At 33.2% G+C, this 25,772-nt stretch carries 19 protein-coding genes; 11 read left to right on the top strand and 8 right to left on the bottom strand.

What is annotated here, in order from left to right; genetic code table 11:
* Window positions 1-9 precede the first annotated feature (9 nt).
* Window positions 10-1,314 (bottom strand): aminotransferase class V-fold PLP-dependent enzyme, encoded by a 1,305-nt coding sequence (locus OQ292_RS20355; RefSeq protein ID WP_284683983.1) that lies wholly within the window; start codon window positions 1,312-1,314, stop codon window positions 10-12.
* Between the two features lie 567 nt (window positions 1,315-1,881).
* On the opposite strand from OQ292_RS20355, the gene OQ292_RS20350 reads away from it, so the two are divergent.
* From OQ292_RS20350 to OQ292_RS20330, 5 genes are all read left to right on the top strand, one after another.
* Complete coding sequence (locus OQ292_RS20350) at window positions 1,882-4,467, top strand: ELWxxDGT repeat protein (protein ID WP_348970595.1); 2,586 nt, start codon at window positions 1,882-1,884, stop codon at window positions 4,465-4,467.
* Window positions 4,468-4,668: 201 nt separating this feature from the next.
* Window positions 4,669-5,691 (top strand): SPFH domain-containing protein, encoded by a 1,023-nt coding sequence (locus tag OQ292_RS20345; protein ID WP_284683982.1) that lies wholly within the window; start codon window positions 4,669-4,671, stop codon window positions 5,689-5,691.
* Window positions 5,688-6,608 (top strand): NAD(+)/NADH kinase, encoded by a 921-nt coding sequence (locus tag OQ292_RS20340; RefSeq protein ID WP_284683981.1) that lies wholly within the window; start codon window positions 5,688-5,690, stop codon window positions 6,606-6,608. Before OQ292_RS20345 ends, OQ292_RS20340 begins: the two co-directional genes overlap by 4 nt.
* A 70-nt stretch (window positions 6,609-6,678) precedes the next feature.
* Entirely contained in the window at window positions 6,679-6,966 is a 288-nt protein-coding gene (locus OQ292_RS20335) for a hypothetical protein (protein WP_284683980.1), read from the top strand.
* A 113-nt stretch (window positions 6,967-7,079) separates the two neighbouring features.
* A complete protein-coding gene (locus OQ292_RS20330) occupies window positions 7,080-7,466 on the top strand; it encodes a nuclear transport factor 2 family protein (protein WP_284683979.1) in 387 nt (128 codons plus the stop codon).
* A gap of 60 nt (window positions 7,467-7,526) precedes the next feature.
* Here the strand turns inward: OQ292_RS20330 and OQ292_RS20325 are convergent, their stop codons facing one another.
* Complete coding sequence (locus tag OQ292_RS20325) at window positions 7,527-10,526, bottom strand: PVC-type heme-binding CxxCH protein (RefSeq protein WP_284683978.1); 3,000 nt, start codon at window positions 10,524-10,526, stop codon at window positions 7,527-7,529.
* 193 nt (window positions 10,527-10,719) lie between these two features.
* Here OQ292_RS20325 and OQ292_RS20320 point away from each other — a divergent pair, with 193 nt between their 5' ends.
* The 5 genes from OQ292_RS20320 to OQ292_RS20300 all read left to right on the top strand — a co-directional run bounded on the left by OQ292_RS20320 (window position 10,720) and on the right by OQ292_RS20300 (window position 16,941).
* Window positions 10,720-11,406, top strand: a complete 687-nt coding sequence (locus OQ292_RS20320) for a PQLLE family protein (protein ID WP_284683977.1) — start codon at window positions 10,720-10,722, stop codon at window positions 11,404-11,406.
* Between the two features lie 184 nt (window positions 11,407-11,590).
* Window positions 11,591-12,403, top strand: a complete 813-nt coding sequence (gene ppk2 / locus OQ292_RS20315; RefSeq protein ID WP_284683976.1) for a polyphosphate kinase 2 — start codon at window positions 11,591-11,593, stop codon at window positions 12,401-12,403.
* A gap of 29 nt (window positions 12,404-12,432) precedes the next feature.
* The gene (locus tag OQ292_RS20310; RefSeq protein WP_284683975.1) at window positions 12,433-14,865 is read left to right on the top strand and encodes a penicillin acylase family protein; all 2,433 of its coding nucleotides are present in this window, start codon (window positions 12,433-12,435) and stop codon (window positions 14,863-14,865) included.
* A 78-nt stretch (window positions 14,866-14,943) separates the two neighbouring features.
* Window positions 14,944-15,657, top strand: coding sequence for a C40 family peptidase (locus OQ292_RS20305; RefSeq protein WP_284683974.1), 714 nt, complete (start codon window positions 14,944-14,946; stop codon window positions 15,655-15,657).
* 234 nt (window positions 15,658-15,891) lie between these two features.
* Window positions 15,892-16,941 carry an AAA family ATPase gene (locus tag OQ292_RS20300; RefSeq protein WP_284683973.1) on the top strand — a complete coding sequence of 350 codons (1,050 nt, stop codon included), beginning with the start codon at window positions 15,892-15,894 and terminating at the stop codon, window positions 16,939-16,941.
* Here OQ292_RS20300 and OQ292_RS20295 read toward each other — a convergent pair.
* A complete protein-coding gene (locus OQ292_RS20295) occupies window positions 16,938-17,876 on the bottom strand; it encodes a bestrophin family protein (RefSeq protein ID WP_284683972.1) in 939 nt (312 codons plus the stop codon). The two genes, OQ292_RS20300 and OQ292_RS20295, sit on opposite strands and share 4 nt — an antisense overlap.
* Window positions 17,877-17,958: 82 nt before the next feature.
* On the opposite strand from OQ292_RS20295, the gene OQ292_RS20290 reads away from it, so the two are divergent.
* The gene (locus OQ292_RS20290) at window positions 17,959-18,681 is read left to right on the top strand and encodes a 3-keto-disaccharide hydrolase (RefSeq protein WP_284683971.1); all 723 of its coding nucleotides are present in this window, start codon (window positions 17,959-17,961) and stop codon (window positions 18,679-18,681) included.
* Window positions 18,682-18,730: 49 nt separating this feature from the next.
* Here the strand turns inward: OQ292_RS20290 and OQ292_RS20285 are convergent, their stop codons facing one another.
* From OQ292_RS20285 to OQ292_RS20265, 5 genes are all read right to left on the bottom strand, one after another.
* On the bottom strand, window positions 18,731-22,429 hold the full coding sequence (locus tag OQ292_RS20285) for an ATP-binding protein (RefSeq protein ID WP_284683970.1): 3,699 nt from the start codon (window positions 22,427-22,429) through the stop codon (window positions 18,731-18,733).
* 85 nt (window positions 22,430-22,514) lie between these two features.
* Window positions 22,515-22,787 carry a hypothetical protein gene (locus OQ292_RS20280; protein ID WP_284683969.1) on the bottom strand — a complete coding sequence of 91 codons (273 nt, stop codon included), beginning with the start codon at window positions 22,785-22,787 and terminating at the stop codon, window positions 22,515-22,517.
* Between the two features lie 27 nt (window positions 22,788-22,814).
* The gene (locus OQ292_RS20275; protein WP_284683968.1) at window positions 22,815-23,363 is read right to left on the bottom strand and encodes a DUF420 domain-containing protein; all 549 of its coding nucleotides are present in this window, start codon (window positions 23,361-23,363) and stop codon (window positions 22,815-22,817) included.
* Between the two features lie 47 nt (window positions 23,364-23,410).
* Window positions 23,411-24,070 carry an SCO family protein gene (locus OQ292_RS20270; protein ID WP_284683967.1) on the bottom strand — a complete coding sequence of 220 codons (660 nt, stop codon included), beginning with the start codon at window positions 24,068-24,070 and terminating at the stop codon, window positions 23,411-23,413.
* A 136-nt stretch (window positions 24,071-24,206) separates the two neighbouring features.
* On the bottom strand, window positions 24,207-25,580 hold the full coding sequence (locus OQ292_RS20265; protein WP_284683966.1) for an alkaline phosphatase family protein: 1,374 nt from the start codon (window positions 25,578-25,580) through the stop codon (window positions 24,207-24,209).
* Between the last annotated feature and the right edge of the window lie 192 nt (window positions 25,581-25,772).

Genomic DNA, 25,772 nt, shown 5'->3' with positions numbered 1-25,772 from the left:
TTTTTAAACTTATATAACAGCGCTCAAAGCATCAGTTACTTTGTCAATATCAGCCATGGTATTGTAAATATGAGCTGATAATCGAAGTCCGCCAGTTGGCGCACAAGCTATACCATGAGTCTCATAAAGTTTTGAGAATATTTTTTTATTATCCTTTTCTGGCAAGTTAATAATGGTAACCCCAGCACTTAACTCAGGTTGTAAAGGAGTAATAAACTTGGCAGTAGGTACTTTTGTCTGAATCTGCTTTTTAAGATAAGTATGAATTGCCTTTACTCTATCTTCAATTTGTTGTTTTCCGATAGACATATGGAAATCTATAATGGCCGGAATCGCAGATTCTGTGGTATTGTTTCTCTGGCCAACTACACAGAATTTTTCATCTACTGTGGTACTGCCACTTTTCCAACCAGCACCTACAATACTTGGCCATAATTGCTCAATATGATCTTTCTTGATATATAAAATTCCATTTTCAAGTGGCCCCATTAACCATTTGTGCGTGCTTCCAGAATAGAAATCGCAATCTATATCTTTAAGGTCAACATTCATCACACCAAAAGATTGAGCGCCATCAACCATACTTAAAATGCCATTAGACTTGGCTAAAGCACATATTTTCTTAGCAGGAAGCGCAATGCCCGAAGTATTGGAAATATGCGAAAAAGATATCAGTTTGGTTTTACCAGTGATTGCGGCTTCAAAAGGAGCAATTAAGTCCTCTATAGATTCTGGACTTTCCGGAACGGAAACTGTTTTAATTACAAAGCCATCTCTTTTAGCTCTTTCTACCCAAGCAGTAGAGTTTGTTGGGTGGTTTTGATCCCAAAGAATAATTTCATCACCTTTCTTTAAAGGCAAGCCGTTTACAATGGTGTTGTTACTTTCAGTTGTATTTCTTGTAATACCCACTTCTTCCACGTCTGCAACAACAAATTCGGCAAGCGCTTTTAAAGCTTTTTCTCTTTCGGTGTCAAACACAGCTCTGTATTGGAATGAGACGTTTTTCTCTAGGCTTTGCTGCAACGAAGTTACCTTTTCTGTAACAAAGTACGGACTTGGACAAAGGTTGGCAGCATTTAACATAATTAGGTTTGCTGGTATGGTATATTGCTTTTTTACCATTTCCCAGTAGCGCTCATCACTTGCCTCGTAAAGTGATTTTAATTGATTAAAATCTTGCTGGCTTTTAGCGATTGAGCTGTTTGCAGATGCCAAAGTTGGTAGAGCTATACTAGCCAATGATCCTGTTAGCATCTTTTTAATAAATCTTCTCTTGTTTTGCTGAGATGAGATTTTTGTAGATAGTTTCATATGATATTTTTAATAGATTGGGGAAATCGTTTGAAGATACAGAATTAAGAGGTGTGTTGCAAAGTCATTTAACTTGTAATTCTAATAGAGGAAGCAATTATTCGAAAATATTGAATGTTAGATAAGTACAATCTTTTCATAAAATATTTATTTTTTAATTGAGTTTTAACCAAAAAGGATTAGAAATTAATTGGAAAATTAAATGAAGAGGTTATTACCATTAATAATATTAATCATAGGGCTGAATTCATATGCTCAAACACAACTGACAAACATACCTTACGATCTGTACCAAGTAAATAAAGATCCTTCGAGGTTTAAAAAGTACAATGATCTGTATTTTTTTATGTAACAAATAAAGACACTGGTAGAGAAATTTGGGTAACAGATGGAACTGAAGAAAATACTCATATTCTTAAAGATATCTTTCCAGGTGATGGTAGTAGTGTTCCATTATTATTTCATGAAGCATCTATAACATTTAAAGATAAATTTTACTTTGTTGCCGATGATGGTGAACATGGACTGCAAATTTGGTATACAGATGGTTCAGAATCTGGAACTAAAATGTTAACTGCAATTTCAACTTTAAATACTGCCAAACTAACTACAGATGATGATTACATTTATTTTTTAAATGCTTTAGATAGTGGAGAAGATGGAGAAATTCAATTGTGGAGAAGCGATGGATCAACTGAAGGGACTATTATGGTTAAGGATGAAATTCCTAATTATCGTGGAACATATCCTTATGTTTTACAAGTCTCTTTAAATGGTTTGATTTACTTCAATACTGTAACAAATAATAATACTTATGATATTTGGCGTAGTGATGGAACTGAAGAAGGAACTTATTCTATAAGTGAGTTCTGGGATGAATATGATTTTGATGAATGTCATTTAATAAATCATATTGTATTCAAAAATGAGCTATATTTTGTTTATTCTAAAAAAGATGAAACAGGTTTAAGTATTATTTTAAATAAAACTGGAGGTAACGCTGAAAACTCAGAGTTTATAGAAAAACTAACATTTGATGATTTATCTTATATATACTTTTCAGATATTATAGTAATAGAAGATGATCTTTTTCTATCTCTTTATGATCAAGATCAGAATCAGTTAACACTTCTGAAATTTAATGCGGATGATAAGAAATTTGAATTTATTTTTAATAATAAAAACTCTCAATATTTTTCACCATCATATCTTTCAAATTATAATAATAACTTATTATTTACAAAAGGAGATGCTAATGGGAATACAGTATTCGCAACATATAATATTGAGGATTCTCAATTAAGTGATCTAAAAGAAATTTTCAACTTTCAAAAATCTACGACATTTACAATCAACGATGTTGTAAATATTAAACAAATTGACAGTTCGCTTTTTGCTGTTTTTGTTCCAGAAATTGATAGTCTCAGGAAAGCTTGGGTTTTAGATTTATTAAATTCAAATCATTTTAGTAATGCTGAATTTTGTAATGTAGAGGATGTGTTTTCTACAAGTGAAAAGATTGTTTTTACAAAAAAATCAAAAAACATAGGAGTTGAATTGTGGGAGACTGACATTAATTTAGTAAAGGTTGAACGCCTTAAAAGTTTAATGAAATTAAAATTAGGGCTAACAATTTCTGAACCTACACCAATAAAAAATAAACTTTATTTTAGAGCGTCAACTGATACAACAGGGTTTGAACTTTGGGTGTTTGATGATTCATTAAAAAACCTGAGTTTAGTTAAAGATATTTATAGTGGTAGTTTGGGTGCGTATCCACAAGCTTTAATAGACTATAATGATTCTTTATTCTTTTTTGCATCCTCTGAAAATGATTATGGGCAGCTTTTTAAAACTAATGGATCAGAAGAAGGTACAAATAGAGTAAGTAATATTGAAAATTTATATGTAGACTTTTCAAATAGGTTTTTAGTTGAATTTCAAAATCAACTATTCTTCTCTGCCATTATGAATGATACCTCTTATTTGATGTCTTCAAACAGTAGTGAAGTTGAAGCAATATCAAATTTAAAGTATATTAGTCCAGGATTGAGTCAATTTAGATATTCTGGTCATGATGGAGTAAGTACAGATAATTTTGTTTATTTTTATTATGGAGGAGATTTATGGAGAAGTAATGGAAAACAAGCTAGTACTTTTAAAATATTAGAAATTTTCTCAATTGAAAACCTAACTGCTTTAGATTCTTCAGTTTATTTTTCTGGAAAGTATTTAGCCGATAGTGAGAATGTTTTATGGACCAGTATAGGAGACTTTGAAAATACTAAAAGGATTAAGACTATTAATGAAGAGTATTTATATAGTCCTCAAAATTTAGTGAGCTTTAACGGGAAGTTGGTTTTTACAGCTTATACAAGTGAATATGGAAGAGAGTTGTGGATTACAGACGGTTCTCCAGATAGTACTTATATGATTGCTGATATAAATCCAGGAATAGGAGGTGTTGGTGATTTAAATGGTTATGCTGAGTTAGGTGGCTATTTATACTTTTCTGCTACGGATGGAGTAAATGGTGTTGAACTCTGGAAAACTGATGGTACTTTAGAAGGTACAATGATGGTAAAAGATTTGAATACAGGTTCTGAAGGTTCTTATCCATCTGAATTTATTAGTGATGGGCAAAAAGTTTATTTTACTGCATACTCAAAAGAAAATGGAGTAGAATTATGGGTTACTTATGGAGCTGAACAAAATACCATTCAACTTTATGATGTAATTCTAGGGACAAGAGGTTCTATTCCTGAAAATTTAATGTTCATTAACGGTGAATTATATTTTACCGCTGATACAGAAAGTGAGGGAAGACAAATTTGGAAACTTGATTCAGAAGTCGAAGAACCTGATGAGAAAAATTCCGACGAAGAAGATGAAAATGATGTTACAGCAATTGATGATTTGGTTGATGATGAAATATTCACTCTTTATCCAAATCCGGGAGCTGAGTATATTAGAATAAATGTAGAGGGTATTAATGTACAACAGGTACAAGTATTTAATTTAAATGGGCAATCTGTAGAGTTTTTTACTACTCAGCATAATGAAATATATATAGGTAACCTGCCAAAAGGCATGTATTTTTTTGTTGTAAATACTGGCGATAAGAAATTGGTTAGAAAGTTTTTAAAAGAATAAATTAACAATTAGAAATTTACTCAAAAGGCAAAAGATTTAAATCTTTTGCCTTTTTTCTACTTAGAAACCTAAAAATTTGCTTAAAAAGAATACGTACATGAATTCCACTAATTTTAATTAAAAACTAGGAAAAACTGCTTTAGATATTAATTTTAGCCAAATTTTGTAACAAAGTGTCTCTTATAAACTGATACAAACCGCATGTTTGGAATTAAACATATCAAATTCGATTCGATGACTTATGTGATTCATTATAAGAATGGAAACATAAGCAAAGAAGGTCGTGGACTTTCTTTTTTTTATTTTGCTCCTAATAGTTCTATTGTGGCTATTCCAATGGGTAGTAACGATTTGCCATTTGTGTTTAATGAATCGACCAAAGATTATCAAACAGTTACCATCCAAGGACAAATCAGTTACAAAATATCTCAACCAAAGACGCTGGCAGATGTATTAGATTTTACTGTAAATGATATAGGTCAGTATAAAAAGAGCGACATTGAAAAGCTGAATCAAAGGATTATTAATGAGGCTCAAACTTCAACTTCATCTTTCATTCATGATATAAATTTGAAAGATGCCATTCGTTCGGCAAAAACTATTGAAGAAAGAATACTGGAAGGTTTAAAGGCATCTCCTGCTATTGGCATGTTAGGTATCGAAATTCTGGGAGCAAATATTCTATCAATCAAAGCTACACCAGAAATGGCTAGAGCATTAGAGACGGAAACTAGAGAGAAATTGCAACAAGAGGCTGATCATGCAATTTATGAACGTAGAAACTTTGCAGTTGAGCAGGAGAGAAGAATAAAAGAGACAGAGTTAAACACTGAAATCGCAGTTGAAGAGAAGCAAAAGCAAATTGCAGAAAAACGCATGGAATCTGATGTGCAAAAAGCAGAAAACCAACGGAAACTGAGAGAAATGAGGTTAGAAGCTGATATTGCCATTGAGAACCAAAGGAAACAATTGATTGAGCAAAAAACAGCCAACGATAAGAAAGAAGCAGAGACAAAAGGATATGTAATCGAAACTACTTTAAAACCTTATAAAGAACTCGATTGGAAAACACTTACGGCGCTTAGTAATAGCAATACTCCTGGGTTTAATATTTCACTTGCTTTTAGAGAACTAGCCGAAAATGCAGAGAAAATTGGTAACATCAACATCAGTCCAGAATTATTAGAGTCTATTCTGAATGAAAAGAGAGGACAGAAGCGATGAAGTTAGAATATGCCATCATTGTAAAAAATAAAACAAGGCTTGAATCTCTCATAGAGCGCTTTAATACCAGATCACAAACCAAGTTTTATATCGAAAGCTTTGGTGGTGTTTTCGAAGATTACGAGCGTGAGCACGAGGTTTTTCATGAGTCGCTAAATGCTTTACAGTCACAATTATCGAGTGTAGTTAAGTACAAAATTGTAGAGCGAACCTATGTGCCTCAATATATTTTTTCAGAGAAAAATTTGATAGTTGTCATCGGGCAAGATGGTTTGGTGGCGAATACAGCTAAGTATGCAGGAGGAGTTCCCATTGTGGCCGTGAACCCAGATGTTAATCGCTACGATGGTGTTTTGCTACCTTTTAATACATCCGATTTTTTAGTAGGAGTAGATAGGGTAATGTCTGGAAACCATCAGTTAAAAACGATACGTTTTGCAGAAGCCAAACTGAATGATGGGCAGCGGTTATTGGCATTTAACGATTTGTTTATCGGCGCATCTTCTCATGTTTCAGCTCGCTATAAAATTTCATTCAACGATCATATTGAAGAGCATTCTTCTAGCGGAATAATTGTTTCTACACCTACAGGTTCAACTGGTTGGTTAAGTTCAATTTTTAACATGGCTTACGGAGTTGCCAATTTGTTCGAAAAAGACCTAAAACCCAAGAGACCAAAACTTCAAGACAATCAATTGCTATTTGCAGTGCGTGAGCCTTTTCAAAGTTTAAGAACTCAAACAGGAATTACAACGGGCATCCTCAATCAAAATAGTCAATTGAGTATAGAGTCTTTAATGCCAACTGATGGAGTGATTTTTAGTGATGGAATAGAGAAAGACTTTTTACAGTTTAACAGTGGTTCTGTAGCAACTATTGGTCTAGCTAATGAAATTGCCAATTTAGTAACAAAGTAAACTTAGGTTTTACTGTAAATAAAAGTAACTTTATTAAAGTACTTAATTATCTGGTGTTTAAAATGATTTCATGAAAAAGAAAATAACTGACTTAACAATTGAACAAATTGATTTGGTTTGGACATACACTTTCATTAAATCAGAATTTGAAAATAAAAATCAAAATATTACACCTTTGAAAATATTGGAGAAAATAGGTGTTCCCATTAAAGATCAGACTAAACAATTAGAACTCAAGAATTATCGATTAAGGTTTAAAAAAATACTTAAGACACTTTCGCAATCAGGAAAATTAATTCCTCAAAAACATAAGCATGATACTTTAGGTATTAAAGAAGACTCTTATAAGCTTCAATAATGATTTTAAAGTATTTATATAAATAGATCAAAAAATTAAAAGGGAAAATGTTGACTTCTTAATGAATGATCTATGAACCTAAGCTTCTGAAATTATTTTTTAATTCTAAAACAATGGATGCAACTCCTACAAAAAAGGAAATGATTGAAAATTACATTCAAGGTTATAATAGCTTTGATGTAAAAGTAATGCTTAGAGATTTACATCATGATGTAGTCTTTAAAAATATTGCTAATGGCGAGGTAACACTCGAAACTGAAGGTTTCGAAGCTTTTAAAAATCAGGCAGAGCAGGCAAAATCATTTTTTACAGAAAGGGAGCAAAAGATAATGTCGTTTGATGAGAAGGAAGATTACATAGAAATCGCTATTGATTATACTGGTAAATTGGCAATTGATCTTCCTGATGGTTTAAAAATAGGAGATACGCTTAATTTAAAAGGTAAATCTGTTTTCCATTTTAAAGATGATAAAATTATAACAATTCAAGATATAAGTTGATCTACTATTTATAATAGATTGAAAATCCGCTCAAAGTATTTCTCTGAGCGGATTTTATATTTATGCTCCTTGTTGTTTGATGAATGCGACAATATCTGCCATTTCTTCTACACTTATTCCATTTTCTAATCCATTAGGCATGGCAGAATATTTCGATTTGGTTTGAGAGACAATATTCTCTTTTTGTAATACCACTTGCTCACCACTCATCTGTTTTAATACCAATTGCTTTGGTGAGTCTTGATCAATAATTCCGCTAACCTTACTGCCATTTTTCAATTCAATTTCCCATAAATCATATTGATCGGCAATAGAGTTGTTCGGGTTGATGATTTCTGTAACTATAGAATGCGGATTTCTACTTTTTAACGTGGCGAGGTTAGGGCCAAAGTCAATACCATTTACGTCTTCTGCCTGATGGCAAGTTATGCAAAGTTTCTCAAAAATGATTTTGCCATTTTGAGCATTGCCAGCCATTTCTATAGCCGGTAAATATTCTTGCAAAACGGCTTTTCTATCTTCATTTACAGATAAAAGCTTGCGCGCATAACCTCTTATGTCATCATCTTCATAGTTCATTAAAGAAACCATTCTGTTCCACTGCAAGTCATTTTTACTGATTTTATTTTGATCAATGGCTTCCAGAAAAAGCATAATATAAGGTTTGTCTTGCATAAATAACTTGATGGCTTCTGGCTTGACCTCTTCACTTAGGTTGGGAACAACATCAATTACGGCTAAAACTGTAGCTTCATCAGGAGTGGTTTTTAAAGCTTTAATGGCTTCAATTTTAAGAAAATCTGATGGCGATGATTTTACTATTTCTATTAAATCTGGTTTGTATTTATCTGGATCGAACGAACTTAGCAATGCAATCGCATTTGCTTTAAGCAGCGTATCAGCTTCTGTGTTTTTTAAAGTTTTTTCAGCTTTTGCAATACTTTCAATAGTAGCTGCGCCTTTTGGGAATCCAGTAATTTGAAGTAATTTGATAGCTGCTTTTCCGAGTGTTGGATTTTCTACTTGGCTAGTCATGTTAACTAGAGCGAGCTTGTCATCCACACTTAAAGCAATTGTGGGCGATTTGTATTTCCATAAATTGCTTATTCCTGTAAGTGCAGCAGCTTGCCACCAAGCATTTTCAGTAGAGTGGATAATCAAGTTTAATCCTTCTCTGTTTTTAGCATTGGCAATTGTTGCTGCCAAATTGGCGAAAAATACTTCTTTTCCAGTTGATTTTTCATCCGTAAAGTTTTCAATGGCGTAATTTAGTAATGATGCTTCTTTACCTGCACTTACAGCAATCGAAGCGATAGCTACCCATTCATCATTCAAGTTTTGTTTTAATATTTCATTTACTACTTGTTCCGAACCATCGATAAATGCTGAGGTACAAAGCAATTGATATTTTACTTTGTCAGATGAATCGTTGCTGAGCGCAAACAATGCTTCTTTTAATTCTGGGCTGATAGATTTACCGGAAGCACTTTGTTTTTCAATTACTTTAATAGCATTTTCTCTTACACCTGCTACCTCATCATTTAGCAAGGCTTTTAAATCTTCTTCTGTTAATTTATCAAAATCGTAGAGCAACCACATGGCTGGTATTTTAGCTTCAGAATTCTTTGCATTGCTAAGAATGGATTTTACTGCTTCTACTGGAAATTTCTCTTTATTTTGGAATAATAACCTTTGTGCAGTTTTTCTGTACCAACCATTCGAGTTATCAAGCAATTTTGCTAGTTCATCTGGTGACGCTTTGTCTAGTGATAAGTTACTCAGCCACTTTTCAGTTTTGCTATTAGTAGGACTGATTTTATAAATTCTCCCTTTGTCAATTCCATTGTATAATGCACCAGACTCATTTACTTCATCTGACATCCATTCTGGGTGCTCAATTATCTGACGGTAATAATCTAGCAAATATATTGAGCCATCTGGACCCACATAAAAATTTACTGGCCTAAACCAAGGGTCTTTTGAGGCTAAAAAGTCTTTGTTTTCAAGCAGTCTTTTGGCATTAAAAGAAGCTCCTTTATCTTCGATAATATCGGTGTGAACCAAATTATGGACTGGCTCAGCAATAAAAGTTATGTTCTTAAAATTATCTCCGAAAGTTCCGCCATCGTACCAAGTAACTCCGCAACTTGAAGTAATCAAACCTACATCTGTAAGTAATTGGTGATTTGGGTTTTCTGTTATAGGAAAAATTTTAGCTGCATCACCATGGTCTGGAATTCGTTGAATTGCCTGCCTGATTAGTAAATTAGGGTTGTTTGCGATGTATTCTGCTGCCAACACTTCATGGAATAGATGTTCTGCATTACTGGTATAAATTCTATGGTTCCACGCATCTGTTGTATGTCCGAACTGTGTTTCACCTGAAAGCGCTTCCAATTCTTCAGATTCTGGTTTAAACCTTACCATTCTACCATTGGCATTTTCTCCTAAATCGGTAGATGAGGATGTGTTTAAGTATTTAACATTAGAACCAATATCACCAAATTCATCCGTGTAAACATAAGGTGTTATTGCAGGCTCATGGCCTAGGTAAATCCAGTTGTCTAAACCGAATTTTGGAGTGTTTAAGTTGTGCTGTGGATTAGAAAGGGCAAAACCTGTAAGTAAGGTTTCTCTAATGTCGGCTTTACCATCATTATCAGAATCTTCTAGGTAATAAACATTGGGCGCATCTGTAACTATAAATCCATTTTTCCATTTTAAAATGCCATTAGGTAATTGAAGGCTATCTGCAAATATTTCAGATTTATCGGGTAATCCATCTCCATCTGTATCAATTAGTTTTTTAATGAGTCCAGACTTAGATAAGTCAAGTGGATAGCCATGCATTTCTACTACATAAATGTCGCCTTTTTCATCAATTTCCATCGCTACCGGATCAGCAATGAGCGGCTCTTTTGCGAATGATTCAATTTTAAAACCTGCCATTATTTCCATATCTGCTATTTCTGGATCTGGCTGGTTTTCTTTGATTGAAGTCTGATTGGAATTACATGTAAATAGTAATAAGCTTAGAATGATTAGGGGGTAGTTTTTCATCAATTGTTTGCGTTTAAGTAACTATTTACAATTTACGAATGTATTGAGTGATTACAAAGATCAACCTTACATCTACCAATTCTTTATGCGAATTATCTATAATTACCAGTTTTGGTATATGATTTCGCAAGAACTTACATGATATCCATAATAAAAATGAGTGAGCTGTGTTTTATAAATAAAAATTGCATCGATGAAAACAATCACCAACAAGGGCTCATTTAACCTAAAACTATCTGCTTCTTCAAAATCAGAAGATATTTTTGTGTGGGATACACTTTTCAGAAATATTCAATCTGATAAATCTGTGTTAAAAACTCTTTCGGGATATGGTTACAATAAGAGGAAAATCCAACAAGGAGTAGATTTATTAAAAAAACTCAAAGAAAATAGAAGATTATATCAATTGAATAAAAGTATTGAGTTGTCAGTTACAGACTCATTATATTCAAAAAAAGATGAGTTAGACAAAATATATACAAATCATAAAAATTTGCTTAGAGAGGTTTTCAAGAAAGATAATTCGATTCTGAAAACTTTTAAAATTGATGCCAAGGAAGAGACAAAGTTTGTGTATTGGTTTGGTGATGTAAAGCAGTTTTATAAGCAGCTTAAAGAAAGCAAAAGTGTATTAAATAAGCTATATCTGATAGGCTTAGAGCAGCGTGAAATTGAAATTGCAGATCAATTAGTTAATAACTTAGCACAGTTAGAAGAGCAGTTGTCTTTAATTGCAAAAGAAGAAAATGCTTGTTTTCAAAATAATGCGAAATACCATATAGAATTTGCCAAGTGGACAGACAGTTTTAGAACGATGACAGCTTCGGTTTTTAAAAAGAAATTGGCAGTTCAAATGACACCAGATATAAAGAGAATTTAAACTTAGAATTCATAATTACAGGTTTTAATAGCTTATACTTAATTGTGAGCTAAATATGAAAATGAACTATTTAAGTTGAATAAGTTAATTATCGCTTAAGTACCCGAAGCCTTACTTTTTGTAAGGCTTTTTTTATAGATTAGAGCTATATTTTTTCAAGTAAAAAAGGCAATTTTTTGATTTAATGGCAAAAACAGAAAAAGACGAAATAATCAGCGAGAAGAAGAAAATTAAAAAAATTTACAATGCTGTTTTACCTCAACTACAAACTGAGTTAGTAAAACTTCAGCGTTGGATAGTGCAGAAAAATTTAAAGGTAGTTGTGTTGTTCGAAGGTCGGGATGCTGCCGGTAAAGGAAGCACAATTAAAACAATTACAGAATTACTCAATCCGAGAGTTTGTAGAGTTGTAGCACTTGGGAAACCAACCGAAAAAGAAAAAACTCAGTGGTATTTCCAGAGATATGTATCTCAATTACCGGCTGCTGGCGAAATGGTTTTATTCGATAGAAGCTGGTATAATAGAGCTGGGGTAGAGAAAGTAATGGGTTTTTGCACAGACGAAGAACACAGAGAGTTTTTAAGGTCTTGCCCAGAATTTGAAAAAATGCTCAAGCGATCGGGTATTATCCTTATTAAATATTGGTTTTCTGTGAGTTACGAAGAGCAAGAACGTAGGTTTTTAGAAAGATTAAACAACCCTGCAAAGCGCTGGAAGTTTAGCCCAATGGATGTAAAAGCCAGAGAAAAGTGGATAGAATACTCTAAGGCAAAAGATGAGATGCTTGCTTATACAGATACTAAGCAAAACCCTTGGTATGTAGTAAATTCTGATGTTAAAAAAAGAGCCAGGCTAAATTGCATTACTCATCTTTTAAGTCTGATTCATTACAAGGAAATTCCATTTGATAATATTGAATTACCAGCGAGAGATGAGTCTAAAAAATATATAAGGCCGCCGAAGTCTGAACAAAATTACATCCCAGAAATCTATTAAAAACCAGAACTAACACAACACATTCATATATGAAATTCTTTTTGTTTCTGATCGCGCTCGTTTTCAATGTTGCTTTAATTGTGGCATTAAACACCGGTTTTAGTCCAATTCCACCATTAGGTTTTTTTCTGAGTCCTACACAAGGATTTTGGCAAAATGCTGAAAATGTGAACGATACACCTGATGACGACATCAGTATGGAAGGTTTAAAAAGTGAAGTGAGTGTTATTTACGATTCTGCTTTGGTTCCACATGTTTTTGCAGAAAACGACCACGACTTGTATTTCGCCCAAGGATATGTTACTGCCAAACACCGATTATGGCAAATGGAATTTCAAACACATTTTGCCGCAGGTAGAATTAGTGAAATTGTTGGGGAAAAAGCCTTGCCACTAGACAGAGAAGCCAGAAGAAAAGGAATGGCATTAGCTGCTGAAAAAGGAGTGGAAATGATGCTCTCTGATGAAAAAATGAATGAAGTGGTAAATGCTTATTCTGATGGAATAAATGCTTATATAAGCAGCCTTTCCAAAGCAGAATTGCCACTAGAATATAAATTACTCGACTACGAACCAGAAGAGTGGAAGCCTATTAAATCGGCTTTTTTACTTAAATACATGGCTAATAATTTAAGTATACACAACAGCGATTTTGAATATACCAATGCGAGAAAGGTTTTTGGAGAAGAAGTATTCAATTTTTTATATCCTAATGCTCATTCGGCGGTTGAGCCTATTGTAGATAAAACTGGTAAATGGGATTTTATGCCAGATACGGTTGCTACACCAAAAGTGAGACCTTTCGTTTTGGAAGAATTGCAGAAGAATCCTTTTGTAGATGAACCAGATATAAGAAATGGTAGTAATAACTGGGCAGTTTCTGGCTCTAAAACAAAAAGTGGTAATCCTATACTTTGTGGCGATCCTCATTTGGGCTTAAACTTACCTTCCATTTGGTTTGCCATGCAACTTACTGCTCCGGGAATCAACGTTAAAGGGGCAACTTTACCGGGCTCACCCAATGTAATAATTGGCTTTAACGACAATGTAGCTTGGAGTGTCACCAATGCTTTGAGAGATGTGGTAGACTGGTACAAGATTGAATACAAAGATGCAGACAGAGCTGCCTATTTAATGGATGGAGAATGGAAAGCTACTGAAACTAGAATTGAAGAAATAAAGCTAAAAGGAGCACCAACTTTTTACGATACTTTAATGGTTACTGAATGGGGACCAGTTATGTATGATGCTTCCTATCCGGCAAAATCTGATGAGAATGCTTATGCGATTCGATGGATAGCGCATGATCCATCTTTAGAGGTGAAAACATTTTATTTACTAAACAGAGCTGAGAATTATAAAGATTATAGAGAGGCATTAAAGTATTATGATTGCCCGGCTCAAAACTTTGCTTTTGCTAGTACAGAGGGTGACGTTGCCATAGTAGTACAGGGCAAGTTTCCTGTTAAATGGAAAGAGCAAGGCAAGTTTCTCATGGATGGATCCAAATCATCTGGCAAGTGGCAAGAATATATCCCTATGGAGCAAAATGTATTTTCATTAAATCCTGCGCGTGGATTTGTAAGTTCTGCCAACCAAGACCCAGTTGATAGTACTTATCCTTACTATGTATATTCTCAGTCGTATGAAACTTATAGAAACAGAAGAATCAATTATTTGCTAGATAGTTTACAAGACATCACTGTGGAGGATATGATGATGATGCAAAACGATAATTTCAATACGATCGCGTCAGACAATTTACCTTTCATGTTGAAACAAATAAAAGATAAATTATCAAGCGACGAAGAAATAGAAATATATAATTTGCTGGCATCTTGGGATTATATAAATGATATTGATGCAGTGGCAGCTGCTTATTTTGAAGAGTGGTATGATGCCATTCCTTCATTAATATGGGATGAAATTAGAATGAAGAAAAGTAATTTGGATTATCCTAACAGATTCCACACAATGGAGATTTTAAGAACCGATACTACTAATCAGTTTTTAGATATTAAATCTACTTCTGAAAAAGAAGATGCAAAAGCTATTGTGAATCTGGCATTTAAAGAAGGAATCAAAAATGTAAAAGAACATTTGTCTAAAACTGGGCTTAAAACAGCTGTATGGGCAGATTACAAGTCAACTTCGGTTACTCATTTAGCCAGACTTCCGGCTTTTAGCGAAGAGCCAATTATGATTGGTGGTAACCATAATATTATTAATGCTACCAGTGGTACACACGGAGCTTCTTGGCGAATAATTGTTGAGTTAGATAAGGCTGGGCCGATAGCAAAAGGCATCTATCCGGGTGGGCAATCGGGTAATCCGGGAAGCCCATATTATATCAATTATATTTCTAAGTGGGCAAGTGGTGAATACTTACCATTTAACCTGATTAAAAAAGATAGCGATTTAGAAAATAAATTAGGCGTTTTAACACTAGATAGTAAAAACTAAGATAAAAATAGAAAGCGATTGTAGTCGGAATTTTTTATCTTCCAATAAAATTAATTTTTTACTTTTTAAACTAACACAATGGAAGGAATAAGCTTTATAACCGATAAATACGGATACAAAAAACAAGTGGTAGTTGATATTGATTTACATGGTAAATTATTAAAAAAACTATTTAAGAAACTTGATCTAGAAACTGAAGATAGAGTAGACGTGTCGCCAAGGACTTTGCATGTGAATGGAGGAGGGGGTATTGAGCCAATTCCAGTTTCTACATCACAAATTGAAGAAGTAAAAAATCAGAAACAGATAGAAATAGAAGAGGAAGAAAAGAAAGAAATTGAAAATACTTCTTTTATACAACCTGATAGCGTATTATCTGCAATGACGCTAGAAGATCAGGAAAAAGCACTTAAAATACAGGCAATTCTAGAAAAAGCAGAGTCTTTAATTGGTACGCCATATTCTTTTGGAGGTGTAGATAACAGTGGAATAGATTGTTCTGGGTTTACAAGTTTGTCTTTTGGAGCTGCAGAAATTGCTCTTCCAAGAATATCAAAAGATCAATCTTTAGTAGGTAATGCAATAACACAAACCGAATTAAAACCCGGTGATTTGGTTTTTTTCGGTACGGGAACTCCAAATTCAGTTAATCATGTTGGTATCGTAGCGGAAGCCAACAGTCCAGAAGATATTAAGTTTATTCATGCTTCAAGCAGTAAAGGTGTCACAATTTCATCATTAAACAGTGGCTACTGGTCGGGTGTTTATATAAAAGCCAAGCGAGTAGTTTAAACAATTTAGCTTATCTCGAGCTTTAATCATATGTTGTACAGAGCTGGTATAAATATCAGCTTCGGTTTAACATGCTTATTACTTATCTTAAAAAAATCGGGCTGTATTTAGAATGATTTATGCTTATTTATTTACACTCAAGTGTAAGTAATGAGATCATCATCACTAATTAATTTAATTTATTATAGGACATGTCCTTTGTACTTCTTACTTTGAAGTTTAGAAGAATTATTTATGAAAGAATTTGATAAGAATAAAGATTTTTTCTGGTCGATAAATGAAGCTTATGTACATGATTACAAATTCTTTTATCGATATTTTAATACCTTACCAAACGTTTGTGAGATTCGCGGGCTTAAGCTTCAAAAGGCAATAAAAACCTTTGAAGATAAATATGCAGATAGGGTAAAAGACAAATTATTTAAGAAATGCTATAATTTTAAAACGAAAAAAGCAGAATACGAAGAAGTATTTTTTATTCTCCATAGTAATATAGTTGTGGCTTTTAACGATCACCACATTTGCAGGATAATGACTTCTGAAAATGAATATTCAGACTTTGATCAAATCGCTGAAGATTTAAAAAAATGTAGGCTTAAAAGAGGTAAAAAACCACATCAGATGAACTTGATAACCATGCATCATGGAAATCTTGATCTCAGCGTAATTGATATTAACAAAACCAAATTAGATATAGGGTCTCATTATAATGATGACTTTTTGCCTATTCATGAACTAATCGTTGAGCGCCTCAACAAGAAAAATGATAAAGGGATAGTGCTTTTGCATGGTTTGCCCGGTACAGGAAAAACCACGTATTTGCGTCATCTAATGGGTATTATTAAGAAGAGGATGACCTTTGTGCCACCAAATGTAGCTGCAAATATGGCCAATCCAGATTTTATTAATATTCTGGTAGATAACCCTAACTCAGTATTAATTATTGAAGATGCTGAAAATATCATCGTAAATCGTTCAAGCACAGCGCATTCTGCAGTATCTACATTGTTAAATGTGGCGGATGGTTTGTTATCAGATTGTCTTAATATTCAGATTATCTGTACTTTTAATGTGCCTATTTCATCAGTAGATGATGCACTTTTAAGAAAGGGTAGGTTAATAGCCAAATACGAATTTGGAAAATTAACTATAGACAAGGCAAGAAGTATTTCAGCAGAACTTGGATTCGTGAATGAGATTAATAATGAAATGACTCTCGGAGACATTTATAATCAATCTCATCCTGACTTTAATAATAAAGAACCTAAAAAGATTGGTTTTTAGGTTTGAATACCTGCTTCAATATTTTGAATAACAGGCTTATTTGTAGGTGTTACTTGCAAAATTTCATACACATTTTGCTTTATTACAGCAGATAAGTGATTGAGTGGCAAGTCGTTATTGTCTTTACCAAAAGGTTGTTCAATTTCATCTGAAATAATTTCCAGTCCAAACAATGCATACGCAATAATAGCGGTTGCGGGTATGGTAAAATAGTGGAAATATTCTACCAACATAAATGGTAGAGCAAGTACATAAATCATAATCAAGCTTTTTATAAAGCTGTTATGAGAAAATGGGATGGGGGTATTTTTAATTCTTTCGCAAGCTCCGAGAATATGAATTAACTCTTGTATTTGGGTTTTAATATTCATTTTATCGAACTCAGAAAGATGATACCTCTGTACCAGTTCTTCAGTTTTTGCCATAATTAAAGAGGCAATTTTGTGAGGGATGTTGCTAGAGCTTTTCAAATGTTCGAGATAATGTTCACTGGTAATCTCAAAGCCATCAAATTTTTTGTCGTCTTGCAAATGCTCTTTTAATGCTAAGGTGAAATTAGAAACTTGTGCTGCCAAATACATTCTAATGTTCATTTCGCTTTTAGGGATGGAAGAATAAAAAAGCGTTGAGAGTACACGACACTCATTTACGAGTGCTCCCCATTGCTTACGACCTTCCCACCATTTTTCGTAAGCAGTGTTGAGCCTGAAAACCAGAAGCATACCCAAAATAAAACCCATTAAAGAATAAAAAATCGGGTCGATGTGGAAAAAATCTTTTTGAAGGTATTTAGAGTCCAGAAAGGTAAATGTAGTGGCATATAGGATTGCAGCCCCTGTTCCGAAGGAGATATGGCGGTAATTTTTGCCTGAGATGTAGGTTTTAGCAATTAACTTAAAAGCTTGCCACCAGTTTCTGGTATTGTAAACGATCATTTGGTTCTTAGATAAGTTTAATTTTTTGTTATAATTGTATAATCATCCTTTTTTTAATCAAAAATATAACAAAATATTATTTATGAACTTGAATAATCGATCATTGAGATTAATACTTTTTTGTATAATCTCAAGCCTAGCCTTTTCCTGCTCAACAGAAACAAAAGAAGAAAAAACTGAAACTGTTGAAGAGACTTCAGTTGCTACAGAAGATTCCGAATGGCAAACACTTGATTTGTCTCAATGGAGAAATTACAAAGCCGATACAGTATCGAGTAAATGGGTAGAAGAAGATGGCGTAATTACACTTGCTGGTGGTGGCGGTGGCGATCTCATCACCAAAGACAAGTACGAAAACTTCGAACTAGAAATGGATTGGAAAATTTCTGAAGGAGGTAACAGTGGTGTGTTTTTTAGAGTAGTAGAAGCTGATAGCTTACACACAGTTTATTATTCAGGTCCTGAGATTCAGATTATTGATAATGACAGACATCCAGATGCTAAAAATGAAAGACACAGATCTGGTGATAACTACGATTTACAAGCAGTTACCAATGAAAACTCAAATCCGGCAGGTGAGTGGAATAGTTTTAGAATTATTTCTAACAACGGAATTATTACTCACTACATGAATGGGGAAAAAGTAGTTGAATACGAAATTGGTAGCGACGAATGGAAAGAGCAGTTAGCAAACAGTAAATTTGCAGACTGGCCAGCATATGCTGTTTCACCAGTTGGACATATTGCTTTGCAAGACCATGGAAACCAAGTTTGGTTTAAAAATATGAGAATTAAAGTACTATAGTAATTTAGCTAATGCACATAAAAAAAGCAGTATTCTCATACTGCTTTTTTTATGTAATAGGTTCTTTTTCTTGAGGCTTTATAGCTAGCGGCATCTCTATAAAAAATGAAGTGCCTATACCAATTTCAGACTCAAACCATATATTTCCACCAGAGTGTTCTATGCCTCTTTTGGCTATAGCTAGTCCAATACCTGAGCCAGTAGATTTGGTGCTAAAATTAGGAATGAAAATTTTACTTTGAATATGTTCAGGAATTCCCAAACCATTATCACTAAACTCAATTAATATCTTGTTTTGTGAAACATAGTTGAGCTTTATACTAATATTTGGAGTTTTACCAGTTGGTACAGCTTGTATGCCATTTAGAATTAGGTTGGTAAATATTCTACCCATTAATTTAGAGTCTCCATTTACATAAAACTCACCTTCGGGAATTTCTGTTTCTATAATAGATTTAGTTGAATTACCATGCAAAGCAATTGTTTGCTTTAGAATTGTAGATAACTCAAAAAGCTCATCTTGTGGTAGTGGCATTTTAGCAAAAGATGAGAATGAAGTAGTAATGTCGTTCAACGTTTCGATCTGGTCGAGTAGCATGGTAATTACCCTTTTCGCTCTAGAATCACTTCCATTTAACACCCTTTCTAGTTGTTGCAATGAAAGCTTCATTGGAGTTAATGGGTTTTTAATTTCATGGGCAACCTGCTTTGCCATTTCTCTCCAAGCTGTTTCTTTTTCACTTCGGGCAAGTGCCGCACGGCTTTCTTCTAACTTTAAAATCATTTTGTTGTATTCGCCTACAAGCAATCCAATCTCATCGTCTGAATGATAGTCGAGAGGTTCATTATGCCCAGATAAACTCACCTTTTTAATTTTCTGTGTGATTAGCACAAGTGGTTTTGTAAGTGATCTAACTGAGAAAAGTGATAGCAAGAATAGAATAATGAAAAGTAAAGTAAACACCTGTAAGATGTTTGAGATTACTTCGATAATTTGTTGCTCAAGCTTATCTTTAGAACCGAAGAAAGGCACACTCACAATACCAAGGGTTTCCCCATTTTCAGGAGATTTAATTCCTACATATGCAGAGTTAAAGTTGAAGTCACCAACTTTTTCCTCGAGCATCATTTTCGCTTGGTTTTTTTCTATGATATTGGCAAAAGCCTTTGGGTTTACCAAGTTAGCTAAAAGGTGATTTTCAAATATATAACCCTGGCTAGGCGCGAGTAATCTGCCAGCTTTGTCATACAAGTTAATATCCGACTGAGTAAGTTTAGCAATCTCGATAACCCTATCTGTGAGTACATCCCTATCGATGTGCTTATTATTAAAATCGAGAATATCTTCTGCAATATTTGTACTTACAGTTTGAGCTTTTTCTAAATAGAAACTTTCTGTTTCACTTTGGTTACCAGTACTCAAAATACTGATAATGATAGCACTAATAATAATTAGTGGGAGAAAGAAAGCCAGATTTAAATACAGTTGTATTCTAGTAGAAAAGTTAAGACTAATTGTATCTTTTTTCTCTGGTGAGTAATTGATGTACAATACCAGAAACATCATACAGAAAACCAATACCAAATACAAGAATGAGAAGTTGGAAAGTATGTTTTTGGGTGGGTATTTCTCTGATGAAATGATGATGTTCTTATTTTTTTCTCCCGGCACTCTAAAATGCTTGTGATCATCAGTTTCAATCTCAGTTTTAAAGAAACCTTTTTCGTGTTCAAACAAACTAAGAAACTTGTTGTCATAATTATAGCCACCGTAACTGTACATCAATCTGTCATCCAAATAAATGGCGTAGCTGTAATCTTTATACCTCCTTAAATCTTCAAATCTTTTATCTACAAATGGAGGGTAGATACTGTTCGGAATACTCTTTTTTAAAGTAAAATCCATTGCCAGATGGCCAACAGTAGAATCCATTCTGTTAATCTGTATAAGGCAAATGTATTTGTTATTACCAGTTGCTAATTCGTTAGCAAAATATACATCTTTATAATCTGTAATAAATTTCTTCTGATTGTAAATTCTTTTGAGTGTATTGAAGTTAGCTATGCCTGCTAGTGGTTCTCCCATCTCATCGAAGAGCCTTATTTCCAGATCATATTTGTCAAAATATCTGGTAATAAAATCTCTTTTTACTTTCCGTCTGATAAAATCACTATCGATAGGTTTAGAAATGAAGGAGTTTTTAATAGTTTGGTCTTCAGCAATTTTCTGTACGATCTGGCTCAATGAGAATTCTCCTAATGGATCATTTTCTATAAGTAGCAGATTCGCATATTTGTTCTTATTTTCTAAATCGCGAGTTTGATCAAACAAATAAATGGCATATGCTCCAATAATTGCAGTACACAAAGCACAGTAAAAAAGGTAAATAAAAGTGCTGTAATTTGTTCTGTTTAAGAATCTTGGAAAGTTGAAATAGGTAATGCTCGCAAAATAGATCGCATTAACATTGAAAATTACAATATTCTCAATTTTCAGGAATAATGAGAAAGCGTAGAAAATCAAACTACCAATTACAAAGACAATAGTAATTTTATAAAGGCTTTGTCCTATTTTTAGTAATACCTTAGAAAAGATATTACAAACCAGAAAATATACAATTACAGAAAGAACAAAAGTGAACAAACACAAAAGTTTAACTGGCTCTAAAAAGTTAAACTCCGATGTGATATCGAGTGTAATTTGAGAATTGAAGTATATATCTTCTAGTATTAGAAAAATACTGTAGGAGGAGAAATATGTGAGAATTACTAAGTTAACAGAGATAAAGTCTTTAAAAGAACTGTTTAGTTTTAGTAATTTCTTTATACTAATTAAGCCAGTAATATTTTTAGAAACAAATGCTATTAAAATACTGATACAGAGTACATTAAGAAATAAATCTCCGATACTTGGATTTATAATAGAAGCAGAATAGATCTCACTAGAAAAGATATTAGTTTCTATAATTCTGTGAGGCACTTTAAAATAAAGCATTAATCCTCGTAGAAAAATTAAAGAGAAAGCTAGAAAGAAAAAAGCCAACCTTTCGTAACCAAATCTGATAAAACTATTTACTTGCCTTCTTATAAATAGCAATAAGAAAATTGTAAATACTCCTGTAAAGAAAAGTATAATCCACTCTTTTTCAGCAAAATATGAAAAGGTTGTGGTAAAGTTTACTGAGAATAGATAGGTGTTATAATTATTGTAAACCTGAAAATCTCCTAAGTCTTTGCCTAATGTAATGGTAACACCTTGAGTTGGAAATATATCTGGATTAAGCTCAGACTTTAGATATTTATTTTCAATATCAAAGCTAAAATTGATCGGTATCAGTGATACAATTTCGTACTCTGTATTATCAATGTTATCTATAGATTTCTTTACAACATATATTGCATTTTCAGTTTGGATACATTTTTCAAGAAAGTAACCTTGAATATCTTCGTATTCAATATCGAATTGATGGTGAGACCAGTAAATAAGCTTCCCATTGGCATATAGAAACACAGGGTACTTATCTTCAGTAAGTAGCTTGCTAAAAGAAACTCCTTCTTCTGAAGTTAATTTACTTTTCAGGTTAAAAATGGCTTCATCAGCAATACCAGATTCTCTTTTATAATTCTCTTTTATTCTGCTTAGATACAGTTCTTTATTTCCTGTAGTAAGATAAAGGTCTTTAAAAAGGATTGCCAGTATTAGCGAAAAGCCAGCCAACAAAAGATATATAAATCTCCTGGCAGGCATGCAAAAAATTTTAGTTTAAAAATAATTGTCTTTCTGTTAGTAGATAGTGTTAGTGACTATAACTAGGCAATAATCGTACTATCTGCTAAGAAAGTTTCGATTTAATTATTTGTTCTAACTTTAATCTTTGAGCTGTTTCTTTTTTGCTATTCTTAAACCAGAAATAAGCAATTACGATCAACATCAAATAGGGCATTACCATTAAATATAATATCCCAGTATTGAGTGAAGATGCTAAAGAAGTGTCTCCAGCGGCAATATTGTTTTCTACTGAAACTCTACACATTGCACATTGTGCAAATAACTCATTTCCAACACTTAAAATAGTTAGTATAGATATTATAATGAATCGTTTCATGATATTCTAAATATTCAATTAATATAATCAGAAATTATAATATGGACTAATCATAATATAAACAATTACTCCTGTTATTGAAACATACAACCAAATCGGGAACGTATATTTTACAGTTTTTTTGTGTTTTTCTAATTTTTTAGTCCAAGCCTGATAAATTGCCATTAACACGAAAGGTACCACTATTATAGACAGTAATATGTGTGTCAACAGCAAAAAGAAATAAACATAACGGACAACTCCTTCTCCGCCAAAAGTAGTTGAGGGTACAGAGGCATGGTAAACTACATAGGATACTAAAAAGATAGATCCTAAAACAAATGAAACAGTCATACACAATTCGTGTAAATTTCGCTTTCCATTTTTAATAAAATAAACACCTATAAGCAGAAAAATACTTGTAACTGTATTAATTACACCATTTATATGAGGTAAAAGATAAACCCATTTGCCTTCAAACTCTATTAAAGAACTTGGTTTAAATATTAAAACAGCAACAGCTATTGGAATAACTACAGAAAGTACACCAATTAGCCATAAATATTTACTGTCGTTTGCTTTAGATATAGAACTCATATGCTAAGTATTTGTAGTTTATTTGCTAAATGCATTGTTTGAGATAGTTATGATTTTAATCTGTATTCTTGCATTATAACCTGAATTTCGGTTATAAGCCTGTCTACATCTTCTCGATCTGTCGCATTGTAATAACCTCTTATCTGCTTTTCTTTATCGATTAAAACCACTTTGTCTGTATGGATAAAATTAGCAGCATCTGCCTCGTCTGGTTTTGCCACAACAAAATAACCACAGCGAGCGATGTCATATATTTCTTCTTTGCTACCAGTTAATAATGTCCAGAAATCTGTATTGATACCATAAGTACTTGCATAAGATTTGAGAATTTCTGGTGTATCGTATTCTGGGTTTACAGAGTAGGAGACTATTTTAACGTTTTCATTATCTTGAAAATAATCTTGAACCCTTAATAATTCAGAGGTCATCTGAACACAGGTTGTAGGGCAAGTAGAAAAGAAAAATTCGGCTACATAAATTTTATCTTGGAGCTTTTGATCGGTATATTCAGTACTATCTTGATTTAACATACTGAAAGAAGGTACTTTATGAGCTCCATTTTCGGTGTAAGATTCACAGCCTGCTATTGTAGGTGTTTCTATTGGCTCGAGTATATAATGATTCTTCCCGACATATCGCATAAGAGCGAAAATTACACCGGGAAGAACTATTATAAGCATTCCAAGAATTGCTTTTTTATTGATCATAATGGTTGTTTGCTATTATCAATCTTAATTACTGATAGTATATAAATCAGCTATAGTTCTGCAAAACTAATTTGTAGAACTTAGTTTACTTAATATATCCAACATAATCTCATAAGAAATGATTGATTCACTTAACTTAATTGAATAAGTGTTGCAAAATAAGATCAAAAACAGCAACTGGTTCAATAGATTGGTCTACCTCCAAGCCTTCTTTATTGCTAATAAATATTGGCTGATCTTCTGGATCTTCTGTTAACCTGCCATGCGAGCCTTTTACAAGTTCAGGAGTTAGCGGAATTACGTCCATCAAGTACCTAAACCCTAACTTCTTTTTTAATAATATTCCACCTACTTTTAATAGAGGTACTTTTATTTCTGGATCAAGAAATAGTTCTACTGGATCGTAACCAGGTTTTCTATGTATATCTACTGTTCTAGCATAATCTGGTGCTTTTTTATCATCTAGCCAATAGTAATAGGTAAACCAAGAATCTTTGTCAGCAACTACAACCAGTTCGCCACTTCTTTCATGATCTATATGGTATTTTTTCTTTCCTTCTTCATCTAATACTAGCTCTATACCATCTGTATTTTCTAGCAGTGATTTTACTTCTGCTAACTTAGATTTATCATTCACATACACATGGGCGATTTGGTGGTCGGCAACAGCAAATGCTTTGGATGTTCCTGCATCGAGATATTCAAGTCCTAAATCTTCTTTTATAGAAAGGTATCCCTTTTGTCTAAAGATTCTATTGATGTTGATGGGTTTATTTACATTGGTAATTCCATATTCAGAAACTACTATAACTTCAGCATCTTTATTCTCATAAAAAGTAATGAGGTCTTTGCAAACTTCATCAATCTCTTCTAAATCTTTATGTATTCTTGGGTCATCTTTGCCATATCTTTGCATGTTGTAATCTAGATGTGGCAGATAAATAAGGGTAAGTGTAGGTGAGTGCCATTCTTCTACAATTTTAGAAGCATCTGCAATCCATTTACTACATACTATGTTTGAGTTAGGTCCCCAAAAGTTAAATAGCGGAAAATCACCAAGTTCTTTTTGTAGTTTCTCTCGCATGTCCATTGGCATGGAGTAAATATCTGGTAGTTTTCTACCATCTGAAGGATAAACAGGTCGGGGAGTTACACAGTAATCTACAGAGGCGTACATATTGTACCACCAAAACATATTTGCACTTGTAAAGTCTTTGTTTTTTTCGGCTGCTATCTCCCAAACTTTGTTAGCTTGAACCAAATGATTAGACTGTCGCCAAAGTTTTATTTCACACTCATCTCTAAAATACCATCCATTACCAACTATGCCATGTTCGCTTGGCCATTTTCCAGTAAGGTAAGTATATTGAGAAGAGCAAGTTACTGCTGGTAATACAGGTTTTATTTGTGCCGATTTTGCTTTGTTTTTCCATTCATTTAAGAAAGGAGTATGCTTTCCTATCAGTCCGGATGTAAGCCCAACCACATTGATAACCACGGTTTTTTTCATATACTGGCTTTAATATTTAATGTAATACAAAATCAATATTCAAAAATAATGATCAATTTTTACCCATTCTTATTGTGAGCAATAAGATATTGGTTTGTTTGAATATGATTTGATAAGTGACTGATAGTAAAGGGTTTACGAGAGTGAATTTTTTAATCCTTTACTTGATGTTTAAATATACAAAATTATGAA

This window comes from Chondrinema litorale (genome assembly GCF_026250525.1).
In the GTDB taxonomy this organism is placed as follows: domain Bacteria; phylum Bacteroidota; class Bacteroidia; order Cytophagales; family Flammeovirgaceae; genus Chondrinema; species Chondrinema litorale.
This window is presented reverse-complemented; position numbering and strand designations above follow the sequence as displayed.

What these genes read in the sequence shown, in the direction of transcription:
- OQ292_RS20345 (WP_284683982.1), top strand. Translation starts at nt 4,669, where the DNA reads ATGTTTGGAATTAAACATATCAAATTCGATTCGATGACTTATGTGATT.
- OQ292_RS20305 (WP_284683974.1), top strand. Translation starts at nt 14,944, where the DNA reads ATGGAAGGAATAAGCTTTATAACCGATAAATACGGATACAAAAAACAA.
- OQ292_RS20285 (WP_284683970.1), bottom strand. Translation starts at nt 22,429, where the DNA reads ATGCCTGCCAGGAGATTTATATATCTTTTGTTGGCTGGCTTTTCGCTA.
- OQ292_RS20335 (WP_284683980.1), top strand. Translation starts at nt 6,679, where the DNA reads ATGAAAAAGAAAATAACTGACTTAACAATTGAACAAATTGATTTGGTT.
- OQ292_RS20265 (WP_284683966.1), bottom strand. Translation starts at nt 25,580, where the DNA reads ATGAAAAAAACCGTGGTTATCAATGTGGTTGGGCTTACATCCGGACTG.
- OQ292_RS20310 (WP_284683975.1), top strand. Translation starts at nt 12,433, where the DNA reads ATGAAATTCTTTTTGTTTCTGATCGCGCTCGTTTTCAATGTTGCTTTA.
- OQ292_RS20280 (WP_284683969.1), bottom strand. Translation starts at nt 22,787, where the DNA reads ATGAAACGATTCATTATAATATCTATACTAACTATTTTAAGTGTTGGA.
- OQ292_RS20275 (WP_284683968.1), bottom strand. Translation starts at nt 23,363, where the DNA reads ATGAGTTCTATATCTAAAGCAAACGACAGTAAATATTTATGGCTAATT.
- OQ292_RS20300 (WP_284683973.1), top strand. Translation starts at nt 15,892, where the DNA reads ATGAAAGAATTTGATAAGAATAAAGATTTTTTCTGGTCGATAAATGAA.
- OQ292_RS20295 (WP_284683972.1), bottom strand. Translation starts at nt 17,876, where the DNA reads ATGATCGTTTACAATACCAGAAACTGGTGGCAAGCTTTTAAGTTAATT.
- OQ292_RS20290 (WP_284683971.1), top strand. Translation starts at nt 17,959, where the DNA reads ATGAACTTGAATAATCGATCATTGAGATTAATACTTTTTTGTATAATC.
- OQ292_RS20340 (WP_284683981.1), top strand. Translation starts at nt 5,688, where the DNA reads ATGAAGTTAGAATATGCCATCATTGTAAAAAATAAAACAAGGCTTGAA.
- OQ292_RS20325 (WP_284683978.1), bottom strand. Translation starts at nt 10,526, where the DNA reads ATGAAAAACTACCCCCTAATCATTCTAAGCTTATTACTATTTACATGT.
- ppk2 (WP_284683976.1), top strand. Translation starts at nt 11,591, where the DNA reads ATGGCAAAAACAGAAAAAGACGAAATAATCAGCGAGAAGAAGAAAATT.
- OQ292_RS20270 (WP_284683967.1), bottom strand. Translation starts at nt 24,070, where the DNA reads ATGATCAATAAAAAAGCAATTCTTGGAATGCTTATAATAGTTCTTCCC.
- OQ292_RS20320 (WP_284683977.1), top strand. Translation starts at nt 10,720, where the DNA reads ATGAAAACAATCACCAACAAGGGCTCATTTAACCTAAAACTATCTGCT.
- OQ292_RS20330 (WP_284683979.1), top strand. Translation starts at nt 7,080, where the DNA reads ATGGATGCAACTCCTACAAAAAAGGAAATGATTGAAAATTACATTCAA.
- OQ292_RS20350 (WP_348970595.1), top strand. Translation starts at nt 1,882, where the DNA reads ATGTTAACTGCAATTTCAACTTTAAATACTGCCAAACTAACTACAGAT.
- OQ292_RS20355 (WP_284683983.1), bottom strand. Translation starts at nt 1,314, where the DNA reads ATGAAACTATCTACAAAAATCTCATCTCAGCAAAACAAGAGAAGATTT.